The 12,428-nt window shown below is 52.2% G+C and carries 10 protein-coding genes and 2 pseudogenes; 4 read left to right on the top strand and 8 right to left on the bottom strand.

All coding sequences use genetic code 11. The features are described from left to right. The 3 genes from DO97_RS26670 to DO97_RS12840 all read right to left on the bottom strand — a co-directional run. Positions 1–842: ATP-binding protein (locus DO97_RS26670; RefSeq protein WP_275575021.1), on the bottom strand; the 842-nt coding region annotated here is incomplete at its 3' end. Beyond that, on the bottom strand, positions 817–2,991 hold the full coding sequence (locus tag DO97_RS26665; protein WP_052128705.1) for an MASE1 domain-containing protein: 2,175 nt from the start codon (positions 2,989–2,991) through the stop codon (positions 817–819). The genes DO97_RS26670 and DO97_RS26665, both read right to left, overlap by 26 nt. A 235-nt stretch (positions 2,992–3,226) precedes the next feature. Next, a complete protein-coding gene (locus tag DO97_RS12840) occupies positions 3,227–3,997 on the bottom strand; it encodes an SDR family NAD(P)-dependent oxidoreductase (RefSeq protein WP_052128704.1) in 771 nt (256 codons plus the stop codon). Positions 3,998–4,178: 181 nt separating this feature from the next. On the opposite strand from DO97_RS12840, the gene infC reads away from it, so the two are divergent. Beyond that, positions 4,179–4,670 carry a translation initiation factor IF-3 gene (infC, locus tag DO97_RS12835; RefSeq protein ID WP_081980742.1) on the top strand — a complete coding sequence of 164 codons (492 nt, stop codon included), beginning with the start codon at positions 4,179–4,181 and terminating at the stop codon, positions 4,668–4,670. A 113-nt stretch (positions 4,671–4,783) separates the two neighbouring features. On the opposite strand, the gene DO97_RS12830 is transcribed toward infC, so the two are convergent. The 5 genes and pseudogenes from DO97_RS12830 to DO97_RS12815 form a co-directional block, all read right to left on the bottom strand. Beyond that, positions 4,784–5,680, bottom strand: coding sequence for a 2-hydroxy-3-oxopropionate reductase (locus DO97_RS12830; RefSeq protein WP_036534045.1), 897 nt, complete (start codon positions 5,678–5,680; stop codon positions 4,784–4,786). A 24-nt stretch (positions 5,681–5,704) separates the two neighbouring features. Next, a pseudogene (locus DO97_RS12825) lies at positions 5,705–7,031 on the bottom strand (four-carbon acid sugar kinase family protein). A 35-nt stretch (positions 7,032–7,066) separates the two neighbouring features. Continuing rightward, positions 7,067–7,219 carry a hypothetical protein gene (locus DO97_RS24420; protein WP_162182994.1) on the bottom strand — a complete coding sequence of 51 codons (153 nt, stop codon included), beginning with the start codon at positions 7,217–7,219 and terminating at the stop codon, positions 7,067–7,069. Between the two features lie 199 nt (positions 7,220–7,418). After that, positions 7,419–7,877 (bottom strand): DUF3531 family protein, encoded by a 459-nt coding sequence (locus DO97_RS12820; RefSeq protein ID WP_036534042.1) that lies wholly within the window; start codon positions 7,875–7,877, stop codon positions 7,419–7,421. Between the two features lie 36 nt (positions 7,878–7,913). Beyond that, complete coding sequence (locus tag DO97_RS12815; RefSeq protein ID WP_072016442.1) at positions 7,914–8,888, bottom strand: Sll0314/Alr1548 family TPR repeat-containing protein; 975 nt, start codon at positions 8,886–8,888, stop codon at positions 7,914–7,916. Positions 8,889–9,117: 229 nt separating this feature from the next. On the opposite strand from DO97_RS12815, the gene DO97_RS12810 reads away from it, so the two are divergent. From DO97_RS12810 to DO97_RS12800, 3 genes and pseudogenes are all read left to right on the top strand, one after another. Then, positions 9,118–9,801 carry an ABC transporter ATP-binding protein gene (locus DO97_RS12810; RefSeq protein ID WP_036534039.1) on the top strand — a complete coding sequence of 228 codons (684 nt, stop codon included), beginning with the start codon at positions 9,118–9,120 and terminating at the stop codon, positions 9,799–9,801. Further along, positions 9,792–10,542 (top strand): annotated as a pseudogene (rsmG, locus tag DO97_RS31250) (16S rRNA (guanine(527)-N(7))-methyltransferase RsmG). The gene DO97_RS12810 and the pseudogene rsmG overlap by 10 nt, the downstream one beginning before the upstream one ends. 616 nt (positions 10,543–11,158) lie before the next feature. Next, positions 11,159–12,427: a hypothetical protein gene (locus tag DO97_RS12800; protein WP_036534036.1), complete on the top strand. Its 1,269-nt coding sequence runs from the start codon at positions 11,159–11,161 to the stop codon at positions 12,425–12,427. The last annotated feature ends 1 nt before the right edge of the window (position 12,428 follow it).

The raw sequence follows: 12,428 nt of genomic DNA, 5'->3' as shown, positions 1-12,428 counted from the left end.
ACAATTGACAGGTCAAAATCAGGCTGCTGACTCAGCTGTTCCAGGGCTTCTGTGCCGGAGTGAACGGATTGAGGGAACATTCCCCAGGATTGAGTTTGTAGCGTCAGAATCTGGCAATTTGTGGTGTTGGCATCCACAATCAGCAACCGTTTACCCGCTAGTTCCAGGGGAGGAATGACGCTCTCCGAGGTATCTGGATCGGGGGTAGCATGGGTCAAAATGGTGAACCAGAAGGTTGATCCCTGCCCAACCTGGCTCTCAACGCCAATGGTTCCCTGCATCATTTCACAGAGATGCTTACTGATCGCGAGTCCTAACCCAGTCCCGCCATACTTTCGTGTAATGGAGGAGTCAACCTGGCTAAAGGATTGGAACAACCGCTGCAGGCGATCGCGGGGAATACCAATCCCCGTATCCTTGACCGCAAAGCGCAGTTGCAATGGAGAGCTGCCCTGGGGGTTGGGGGCTGGCAATGCTTCAGCCAGACCTAGCTGATGGTCAGGGATTTCCTGAGGGGTGATTTTCTCGACGGTGGCAGAGAGGAACACCTCTCCCTGGCTGGTAAATTTCACCGCATTATTGAGCAAATTAATTAAAATCTGGCGGAGACGGGTAACATCGCCAACAATTTCATCCGGGATCTGGGGATCGAGCCAGTAAAGCAGTTCAATTTTCTTGGTGACGGCTTGGGAGGCAATGAAATCGAGGGATTCCTCCACACAATTGCGGAGATTAAGCGGGTAGGATTCCAACTCCAGCTTCCCCGATTCAATCTTAGAGAAGTCGAGAATATCGTTGATGATGGTCAAGAGGGCATCACTGCTGCTGCGAATCGTCTCCACAAAGTCTTGCTGCTCGGGGGGGGAGTTGCATATCCAGGAGCAGTCCAGTCATGCCAATCACCGCATTCATTGGGGTACGAATTTCATGGCTCATCATCGCTAAAAATTCGCTTTTGGCGCGATTTGCCGCTTCTGCCTCCTGGGTTGCCTGTTCCAAGGCTGCATTTTTCAACGTGAGTTGCTCCCGTTGTTGACGTTCCTGCTCTAAAAGATAGGCCTGGGCCAGGGCAATCCCGACCTGGGTGGCCACAGATTCCAGGAGTTCAATTTCATCAGCTGTCCAGAGGTGACGGCGATCGCACTGGTGTAAGGCAATCAAACCATTGGGCTGTCCCTGGTAAGAAGTACGCACCGCCAACATAGACTGGAGACCCAACTGCTGACACAACCAGGAAACAGGGTGCAGGAGCGGGTCAGCATCGACATCGGGCGAGGCGATCGCCTCATCCTGTGCCAGCAGCGTCATCGCATGAGGATTTCCAGCAAGGGGAATCTCCTGGCCCAGGAGGGATGAGTAACCTGGCTGCAAATACTCGGCAACCAGTGGAAGTTGAGGGGTGGGCGTGCTGGTATAGCTATAGATTAAGCAACGATTTACTTGGAACGCCTGCCCCACCTGGGTTGCAGCAATCGCAAAGATTTGGTTTGCATCCAAACTTTTGCGAATTTCCTGGGTGATCTTCTTCAGCAGCAGTGCCCGCTGAAATTGCTGTTCGATGGCAGTTTTAGAGCGCTGGAGTTCTTGTTGAATCTCTAACAAATCGGTGATATCAGTATGAGCCCCTACCATCCGAATCACCTGATTCTGAGCATCTTTAATATGAATCGCTCGGGACAACACGTATACCGTCGAGCCATTGCGATGATGCAATCGCTGGGTCGTTAAGAACTGAGACACCCGACCCGCGTTATAGTCCTCGACCAATTTCAGGGCAGTGACATAGTCTTCTGAAAAGATCACCTTTGACCAAGAAGATAGGGTGTTGGGAAGTTCGTGATCCCCATAACCAATCATTTCCTTCCATCGAGGAGAAAAGTAGATTTCGTTAGTGACGAAGTTCCAATCCCAAACTCCATCATTAGACGCTCGAAGAAACAGTTCAAACCGTTCTTTTAACTCTCGAAGCGACTCAAGGGTCAGACCGAGTTGGTAAGTTTGCTCCCGCAACTTCCGTTCTATTTTCCGTTGCTGGGTAATGGCTGCGGCCAAGACCAGGGTGGTGAGGACGACCACCCCAATAAATGCTTGCAGCATCAGGAGCGATAGATTGAAGTCTCGGTTGATAAAGGGGCCAAATCCATGGACAGTGGCCACAACCGCAATGGCTGAAAGCAGGGCAATTGCCAACGTAGCGCCGGGCACCCCGTAGCGAAATGCAGACCAAACCAGAAACGGCAGGACTAAAAATTTAATGCTCAGGGGACTCCAAAGTGTGATCCGAGCCACCGCCACGGCGGTCACCAGTAACAAGATTGCTTCCCCAAACTGCCAAAAAAATGCAGCCGGTCGATGCAACGGAGTCCTGGGTGAGCGCAGCCAGTGAAGACTCAGTTGCTGAATGGCAAATCGATGGCTGGCAAGCAGGGGCACCCAACTCAGCAGGAGCGGAGTTACAATCAGAATCCCTGCCACATTCGAGATCCACCAGGTGAGCCAGTTTGTAGCAAAGGCTGACCAGGGAACATTTCCAGCTATTGTCAGGGTGGTGACTCCGACGGTGGCATTGACAATCGGCCCCGTCAGACCTGTTAAGACCACGAATTGGAAAATATGCAGTGGGCGGCTGAGCAACTCCCCTTCTCTATGAAACCGTTGTAACAAAGAAGCCCCGATCAGGGTTCCCAGGGTAGTGCCTACCCCAATGCTGCTAGCTTTCAACAGGGAAACGAGAATGGTTGCAATACTGGATGCATCCCAAAATGCCCAGACATTGGCGAGAAACGCTCCTAGCCAGATGCCGGGACAAATCCAGAACCCCAGCAACAAGACTGCCGCCGATGCAATCCCATCCGGGAGCCACACTGGTGTTACAGATTGTGGTGTCGAAGCCAGGTGTCGTCCCAGCTCAGCTGTCAGGTAATAGGCGATCGCCAACGACACCATCGCTAGGCCTTTGATCAACCAGCTTTTAGGTCGGGAAGCATTCATCTTGCAAACCTATGCCAGGGTTTCCAGGGAATATCCACCAAGGTGGGGATGATTGTTGCTGCGCCAATGGCCAAAGCATGATTAAACACTCTTGGTAGGGCAGGCCGATCACGAACCAACTGAATTTTGCCCCAACAGTAATGATCAGGCGATCAACCTCCGTCCATGTCAAGATCTGCCTAGATCGAGCATCCTTTTCAGGGGTTGTCTCCCTGGCATTAACTTGTAGTTGTACTTACCAGGGTAGACGATTCCCATCCCAGGAAAAGAACTCCCCACTGTCACGTTCTTGCAGTCGATCCAGCACCTCTAGAAGTTGTTTAACAGTGCGCTCAACTGAGAACAATTGTTCTGGTTTTACTTGGCGCTTAAAGGGGCGAGATAATTGGGTATCTGTTGTGCCGGGATGCAACGTGACAACAATTGTCCGGGGACACAAACGCTGATATTCAATCGCAGTCGTGCGCATGAACATATTCAACGCAGCTTTGGAGGCGCGGTAACCATACCATCCCCCCAGATGGTTATCTCCAATGCTGCCAATTTTGGCGGAAATGGTTGCCAGGATGGCACGTTCACTGTGCTTTAACAAAGGCTGCACCTGCTTTGCCAATAGCACAGCACCAATACTATTTATCTGAAAATAACGCAGTAGTTGTTCGGCTTTAAGGTGGCGCAGACTTTTTTCCGGCTGCAGGCTTCCCTCATGCAACACCCCCACGCAGTTGATCACGGTGTGGAGTACTGGAGTCTCTGCCTGGATTGCTTGCACAACCGCCGCAATCTGGGATTCATCGGTAATCTCCATAGGCAGGCAGCGTAAACGTGGATCGGAAATCTGCAACAGTTCTGAGCCAGAATTGCGATAGGTGGTGTAGAGCCGCTCCACCTGTTCAATTTTTAGCAACTGACGCACAAACTCCAAGCCAATTCCCTGGCTGGCACCAACGATCAGGGCAGCTTTTGGCTGACATTCACCTTGTCTCTCTGGGGTAGAGTTGACCATAGCTACCATTGATCAAAAGCGCTGTGATGCTGTCAAGACCGTGGGTGCGATCGCCAGTGGTCGAACTCACTCCTCTGGAGCAGCGGCACCTAGCCTACCACTGGAGGCTACACAGAGAGAAAGTGCTATGCTAGCTTAATAGCACTTACATAGTAAAATATTGACCCACTAAGAGGAAAACATCATCGTAGCCCAAAAACAACTAATTAACCGTCAAATCAAGTCTCCTCAGGTCTTTTTAATTGACCATGAAAATAACAAGCTTGGTCTGACTGATACCTACGACGCTCTCCAGTTAGCTGAGAGTGTGGAACTTGACCTGGTAGTTGTCTCCCAAGGTGCAGACGCGCCAGTAGCGAAGATTCTGAATTATGGCAAACTTCAGTATCAACAGAAGAAACGCCAGAGTCAGAGCGCTAGACCAACGGTGAAAGAAGTGAGGCTCCGTCCCAATATTGGGGTATCTGATTATCAGCTCAGTATTGATAAAGCTGTTCAGTGGCTGACCAAGGGTGATTCGGTGAAGTTTCTGATTCGATTACGGGGTCGGGAACATCAATATCGCGATCGGGCTGCGGAGATGCTAGATCGGATTGCCAATGACCTCAGTCAAGTCGGTAAAATTCAGACCCTGGATAAGCGGGCGCTGGTGATTCAGGTGATTCCTGCCTAAAGGAGCGATGGAGAAATCTGCATCGGATTTTTCTAAAATTTTTCTGAGCTAGGGGGGCAACGTCCATGGATAGTTCCCTAAAACCCTGGAATATTTATTATCAGGTGCCTCCCCTATCTTGGGTTGCTGGATGCAGAGAGACCAGCCAAGCCTTCGTATAGGGTGACTAATACGGAATTGTCCAGCTCTCCCTGACCTTGGGCCAACAGGGCATCCATTAGAGTTGCTACTTGGGCACTCCCCGGTAAGGGAATTTGCAGGTCTCGACCGGTCTCCAAAACAATATTCATATCCTTGCGATGGAGCTTCAGTTTGAATCCGGGCTGAAAGCATCCCTCCAGCATCCGTTGACCGTGAACCTCCAGAACCCGACTTTGGGCAAAGCCTCCCAGAAGTGCCTCCCTCACCTTCGCCCTATCGACTCCAGACTTCTGGGCGAAGGTGAGGGCTTCTGCGATCGCCTGGACGGTTAATGCCACAACAATTTGGTTACAAGCTTTGGTCACCTGTCCGGCACCGGCGGCTCCCATGTGGACGATGTTCTGACCCAACACCTGCAAAATTGGCAGGGCTCGCTCAACGGCTGCCTCCTCCCCCCCGACCATAATCGAAAGCGTTCCCTGCTGGGCACCAATATCCCCACCGGACACCGGAGCATCCAAAAACGAGACTTCTTGGGATTTTAAGGCTGCGTCAATCTGGCGTGCCGTCCCAGGTGCAATGGTAGACATATCAATCACCAACATCCCAGGGCGGGTACCCGCGATCGCCCCGCTTGGCCCTAAGATCACCGTTGACACATCGGGGGAGTCAGGCAAAAGGGTGATCACCACATCACTTTGCTGGGCAATTGCGTGGGGAGACTCTGCCAACTTGGCTCCCGCTGCTCTCAGTTCCTCCATGGCGGGACGACTGCGGTTATAAACCACCAAGGGATAGCCAGCCCGCAATAGGTTCAGCGCCATTGGCTTCCCCATAATTCCCAGACCAATCCAGCCAATCCGTTCCATTTTGCAGCATCTCCCCTGGGGCCATTAAAGGTACTGACTCAGACGTTGATAAACCGTCGCCAAAGCATCCACGTCCCCCACATTGCCAGGGAAGAGGACAACGGGCAACCCTGGAAACTGGGGATGATCCGGCGCTGTGCGCACCATTGAACAACCTGCCATCACCTGACCCAGCAGACGAGCGGTTTTCAGTCCCAGACCTTTGCTGAGGGTATCGTTGGAGGTAATGCCCCCCTTGCTAATTAAGTAGCCAATGTCGGTGGGCAACTGATGGACAATATCCATCAGAAAGCTGGAAACTAATTCCCCGAACTTAAGACGGGTGGGGACATCGGCAAAGGCGAGTTCCTGACGGCTGGTGAAGACAACGGCAGTCTGGGATGCAGCATGCACCCTATGGACAGCTTGCACCACCTCCCTCAGCAAGGTTTGGTAGGCATCGGCATGGTCGGGCAACAGTCGGGTCACCTCAACTTCAATGCCCACGGTTCCCGGTGCCTGGAGCAAGCATTGCAGTTGCTCCGTCGTTTTTTGCACATGGGAACCCACAATCACCACCCCCGGCTTACCAGCGCGGACATACTGGGCCATCGCCTCTGGGGGGATGGGTTGGGGAGGTAATCCAGCCAGGGCCGTGAGTAGACTGGCGGCACTCCGAAATAAAAACCGCTTACCCTGGGAGACCGCCACTAACACATCAGCAGCGAAGCGGTTCAGATCTGCCTGGGTCTCGCCATCGACAACGGCACATTGGTTGTTGTGCAGGCGTAAGAGCCGCTCCAGGCTTCCGGCTCGAATATCCGCCAACAAAAACCGCTCAACCTGTTGGGCCGCAATCCGCCCGTGGGTTTTTTCAGCTACATAATCGGGGAGGTAGCTATGATGGTAAGCAAACACAGAATCCTGGGCAAACTCGGTTTCGTGAACTGGCGTATCCACCCCCTTCACCCGCAGGTAGTGGATGCTGTCGCGGGTGGTGCGTCCTCCTTCAAAAAAACGCCGGAACCAAAAAATGGGCATCAAAGTCACCCAATTCTGCGGCGATCGCATCGGTTTCAATTGGGTAATGTCCCCTCAGGGTTGAGTCAGAGCGGCTGACAACCAAAAAATTGTCAATGCCAACGGTCTCAATGGCTAATTTCAAGTTGTGACAGACCTGCCGCGTCACCGCCGCCGCTTTCTCGGGGGACAGGGCACGGGTATTGGTGAGGATAAAGAAGATCGGTGCCGCATCTTCAAAGGCCAGTTCCAGGGTTTCCTGATCCCAACAGGTCAGCAACAGGCAACTGTGAACGGTTTGAGAACCCGTCGGATCGTCGTCCAAAACAATAATCTTTGGTTGGGTCGTCATTGCGAAGCGCCAAAATATAGTGCTGGTCAGGCAACTTAGAACCTTTGTAGACGGGCGGTCTGACCGGCGATCGCCTCAAGCTTTTTTGTTGATAGCGTTCCCATTAACCCCTGGGCCTGGTAGTGTTGGACACAAATTGAATCCCCCCATCCTCTCACAATCGAGAGAGGAATGAGGGGATCCTCCATCCAAGCATCTCCTACTGAATCGCAATGTAGTTGTCTTGCACACAACCCATTGCCGCCGAGAGAGTGCAACCGTATCCGAGTAGTACAACCAATCTCATGAGTGAATAACTCCAGCCTAGCAAGGGGTGTCATCCTTTGCGTATTAAGCTTGATGATCTTTTACAACCTATTGGAGGGAGAATCAGCACAAATCTAGAGGCTAGTTGAGATCATTCCCTGAATAGACATCTGACCGTCGAGATTGGGCGACTGGCCAGTCTTCATTGTGTCCCCCAATAATCAGCTTCTCAATGGCAACGTAGTCTTTGCCAAACTGCTGAAAGGCATTGATCAAAATATCTAGGGCGATGGCATCACTGGTGCCCATATCAAACCAACACCGCGCCCAGGTGCCTTCGTACTCTACCTCTGCCATATTGTGCATCAGTGCCAACAGGCTATCCTCTGCCATGCTGGTGTCGTAGTCCATATAGCTGATGTCAATGCCCATCTCTTGCACTTGGAGATTCTCAGCATTGAAGCTGCCCAGCTTCCCAAGAAAAAACCAAGAGCTGAAGACTTCTTCAACGTACTGCTTTTCCATTTCTGAGGGAACCGTGGCAAACTCCAGCCAGATCCATAGGTCAAAGGGGTTAAATTCACGGAATTTGATATCCAAACCAGCGTCTCCAGTTAAGGTGCAGATATCTCCATCCTATTGCGGACTTGGTTGGGGGGTGGCAGTAGGGGTGGGGCTGGGCTGGGGAGCTGACTGGGCCAGTTTCCGTGCCGTCTTATCTCGCTCCCGGGTCAGGGTTCTGACCACCCCTGGGGGTAGTTGGTCTTTCTTGGTTAAGGCTTGGTCAAACAGGGCCAAGGCTTGCGGGTAGTTCCCTTGCTGATAGAAAATCTGGGCTTTTAGGTACAGGACTTCTGGATTGTTGGGGTTATCTTTCAAGGTTTGGTTGACGGCATCCAGGGCTTTGTCAAATTGCTTCAGATCTCGATAGGCGATGGCAATACCGCGATAGGCCAAATAGCGAGGCGCTGCATACTGGGTCAAGCGGGCGATCGCGTCGTCTGGGTTCGAGAACGGCAGATTTACGGCTAACAACAGATCCATATACCCTTTAATCAAACTCAGTTCTGGATCATTGCGGTTAATCGCCTCAGCCTGCCCTAAATACTTCTGCACCAGTTCCAACTTGGAGAGGGCTGTCGGCAGACCGGCCACCGTACCCAAACTGGTGATGGCGTAGGCCCCCTCTAAAAAGTGGCCGACGGCAAGGTAGAGATTGCCCCGGAGTGGATCGGTGGCCAGCAGCTTTTCCGCAACTTCGCGGGTTTGGGTGCCATTGAGCTTAAAGTCATCCAGATTCTTCAGAGCAACCGGGTCATTGTTTCTCAACGCCTTGGTATCCACACTCAGAAAGGCGATCGCTGCCTTGAGGGCATAGGATAGGGGTTCATTGGCATCTGGTTGCTGGAGAACCCGTCCGGCTTCCGGATAGTTCCCCAGTTCAAACACAGCCCGAAAAGCTGCTTCGGTATTGGCACTAATCGGGTGGGGGTTACTAGTGCGAAAGGGATCTTTTGCAAAGGCAAGATTCGTCCATAAACCGATTACAATTGCCACGGTACCGACCACCATCGGCACCATACGTTTCCAGGATGAGGGTTGAAGGGGCATGGGTTACCTCTCGCAATCTGCACGGCGGCGTTATCAAATGACGGCGGAGCATCCGTTCAGTTCCAAGGACATCACCAGGATTGATGGGGCTGGAACCACCCGAAGTCGTTCACAATAAATTTGTCACAATGAAAACACATCCACGAGCTATCCGTCAGACTGACCTTTTCTTCCCTATGATAACGGGGAAAAAGACAGCCCTGATTTCTTTCGTTGCCAGCGATCGCGAATGCTATATCTGAAAAACTTGACTTACCATCCCGCCGCCAGTGCGACTGCCATTCTCAAAGCGGTCAGCCTGGAGTTTGCGCCCCAGAAACTGGGATTGGTGATTGGCCCCAGTGGGTCTGGGAAAAGTACCCTCCTAGAAATTCTGGCGGGGTTGGCACATAAAACCTCTGGTGAAATTCTCTGGCGCGATCAGGTCTTAACCCCCTCCCATCTTCAGCAGTTGGGGGGTTTGGTGTTTCAGTTCCCCGAACGCCATTTCTGTGGCGGCACCATCCTGGAAGAACTGCGGTTGGGGCATCCGGAACTGCGCTCTGAACAAATGCAACAGGCCCTCAGTGAAGTCGGTCTTGATCATTTGCCCCTGCAAACCGCTCCCCAATCCTTGAGTGGAGGGCAACAGCGGCGGCTGTCTCTGGCCGTGCAATTAATTCGCCAACCCCATCTGTTGTTGCTGGATGAGCCCATGGCGGGCCTAGATTGGTCCATGCGCCGCCAACTCGTGAATCTGCTGGCAAAATTGAAACAACACTGGTCGCTGTTAGTGGTTTCCCATGATGCGGGAGAATTACTGGCGATCGCCGATTACTGTTGGACGCTTAACCATGGGATTCTCCAGAGGGTTGATCCCCAGGGGTTGGCGGCTCAACTACAACCCCCTCAATCGGTATTGGAATGCTTGTGAATCCTGAGCCTCAACGGCTGCCAGAACTGCCTGAACTCTGGGAGATCACCCTGGGCTGGCAACCCACAGCCCATCAACAACAGCAATTCCAACAGATTTACGAGCAGATCCTGATGGGCAATCAACGCCTCAACCTCACCCGGATCACCGACCCCCTAGAATTCTGGGAAAAACACCTCTGGGATTCCCTGCAAGGGGTGGCACCCTTACTCTCGCAGCCCTCGGTACAGCCAGGATTGAGGGTGATTGATATCGGGACAGGGGCGGGCTTCCCCGGTCTCCCCGTGGCGATCGCCCGTCCTGATGCCACCATCACCCTGTTGGATTCGACCCAGAAAAAACGTGGCCCGTTTGCAGCACCTTCAGACCACCCTGCAACTGAAAAACCTTCGTCCCCTGGTGGGTCGATCCGAACAGGTCGGCCAATTGCCGCCCCATCGTGGGGCCTATGATCTGGCACTGGTGCGAGCCGTGGGTACGGCATCGGTCTGTGTTGAATATGCCTTGCCCCTGTTGCGAGAGCGGGGGGTTGCCATCCTCTATCGGGGACAATGGACGGGGGAAGATACCACCGCGCTAGCCCCTGTTGTCGAGCAACTGGGTGGTCGAATCACCGCCATTGAGGCCATCGTCACGCCCATCAGCCAGAGCATTCGTCATTACGTGAGCTTAGAGAAGCAACGATCCACCCCCGCCGATTTTCCTCGGGCGGTGGGGATTCCAGCGAAATATCCCCTTTAGGGAGGATCTGAATTGGTTGCTGGCTGCCGATCTCGTCATTGATACTGCTTAGAAGCAACGCCAAAGATTAAAGCAATTGAAGCGCCAGTTCAAATCTGAAGTGCAGGGAAATATCTCTCTTCAGGGCATTAAAGATCGACATTTAGGATTTAAACCTCAATGCCAAACATCATTCTATCTGGCTCTGGGTCAGTCTTGTTCCAGGAATGACATCATCAATACGGGTTTTCATTCAAGTTCTCCAAGCCAAGAAATATTACTGAAATACTTGATCTGGGCGAGGCACAGTTTTTCTAAGTATTTTCTCTGGAGCTGCTTGACAGTTGGGGGTAAAAATACGGGTAATTTTAGAATGGGGGCATGCTGATCCCGCCACAGGCATGAGCCTGGCGCTGGAATGATCAGCCTTTGGCTGGTAGTAGAGTCTGAGCTAAAATAGGTAGACTTCCGAACGGTGTCTGCGGGGGATCAGCAGGTTGGGCTGTCTGATCTTTGAGTAGGTAATTTTAATTGCTTGAATTCTGAATCTACGGATCTAGTTTAGAATCCCCCAGAGACTTGGACTGGGTGGAAGCAAGGCTAGGTGATCAGGAATGTAGTCACTGCCGTTTCAGCTATGTCTCCTCTGGATGATGTCACACTAATTCGGAAGTTTGTTCAGGGCGATACCACACTGCTTGGTAATCAAAATCTCCGGGTTGAAACTGCATTTGATGCCTCGCAGTTGATTGCCAAACGGGGAGGCATCGTGGCAACCCTTAAAACTGAACAAGGTCGAACCGTATTAGTGCGGCAATCGTCCGAGTATTGGGCCCTCCTTCATCAAGTGTTGTGTGACAGTTCTCTCGTTCCTACAAGTCCAGCGGCACAGAAGGGCTTTATCCTTTACGAAGAGCTTCCAATTCCAGATGGCTACGAGGTCAACTACATGGAAGCTGTGAATCTTTGGAAGGCATGGTGGACTTACAAACGAAAAGCAGGACTGCGCTATGCCCTGAATATGAACCTACTGGTTTTAGTCCGCAATACCTGGTATCCGGTTCAGAATATCGAAATGAACCCTGGAACATTGTTTATCAAAACCTGGGCTGCTGAATTATGTGTTCAGGGAAAGGATTATCTGGTGTGGTTAAGTCCAGTCCAGGAAACTCAAAAAACAGAGCTAACCAATCCAAAGATAGGAGAGGTGCAACTCGACTCTGAAAATAGTTACTCAGAAAGTACTGCGTCAGGGATAGGGGCCCCCCTTTCGGTACCTCAGCCTCCCCCCTTTCTATCCAAGCCCCATCCAGAAGTAGCGGCAGATGAGATGCCCACCATGATTCAGGCCATTCATTGGCCGCCTCCCCCCCCTGCCGTCGCCGAGGAATCTCTTTCTTACAACTACCATGAACTCCGTGAACCGTCGGTGCTGCCGCCTCACGAATATAAACCTCGTTTTCAAAAATCCTATGGTGCTCAGGAACCCGTCATCGATCAGGCTGATTTTCCAGTGGCTCCAGAGCAGCTAAGCGCTGCGGTTCCTTCCCCGACCATCCTTCCCGCTGCGCCGCCTCTACCAGAGCCATATATTAACGCAGCCCCCCACCAAGAGCCGAACCCATATCTCCCCCAAACCCCAGGAAATGACGACGACTTAGGGATTCAGGAGGAATATCCAGGAACCCCTCCAGGGTACTACAATCCAGAATTTTATTACCCCTCTGCTCCTGCGCCTGCGCCTGCCCAAGGGGACATGAGTTCAGTCCTCCGCTTCAACCAAGGGCGGCTCTACATTATGACGGCAATTGGCGAGGTCGTGGTTGAAGGGACGGATATAAAATTTTGGCTCGATCGGCCTGCTCCTACCTATCCCCCGATGCCAGATGTATTCAAGGGGAAATAGG

Source organism: Neosynechococcus sphagnicola sy1 (assembly GCF_000775285.1).
Lineage (GTDB): Bacteria > Cyanobacteriota > Cyanobacteriia > Neosynechococcales > Neosynechococcaceae > Neosynechococcus > Neosynechococcus sphagnicola.
This window is presented reverse-complemented; position numbering and strand designations above follow the sequence as displayed.

Bases quoted from the DNA above. Each gene is read 5' to 3' on its own strand.
- DO97_RS26665 (WP_052128705.1), bottom strand. From the start codon at position 2,991: ATGAATGCTTCCCGACCTAAAAGCTGGTTGATCAAAGGCCTAGCGATG.
- DO97_RS12840 (WP_052128704.1), bottom strand. From the start codon at position 3,997: ATGGTCAACTCTACCCCAGAGAGACAAGGTGAATGTCAGCCAAAAGCT.
- DO97_RS12830 (WP_036534045.1), bottom strand. From the start codon at position 5,680: ATGGAACGGATTGGCTGGATTGGTCTGGGAATTATGGGGAAGCCAATG.
- DO97_RS24420 (WP_162182994.1), bottom strand. From the start codon at position 7,219: ATGGAGGATCCCCTCATTCCTCTCTCGATTGTGAGAGGATGGGGGGAT.
- DO97_RS12815 (WP_072016442.1), bottom strand. From the start codon at position 8,888: ATGCCCCTTCAACCCTCATCCTGGAAACGTATGGTGCCGATGGTGGTC.
- DO97_RS12810 (WP_036534039.1), top strand. From the start codon at position 9,118: ATGCTATATCTGAAAAACTTGACTTACCATCCCGCCGCCAGTGCGACT.
- DO97_RS12800 (WP_036534036.1), top strand. From the start codon at position 11,159: ATGTCTCCTCTGGATGATGTCACACTAATTCGGAAGTTTGTTCAGGGC.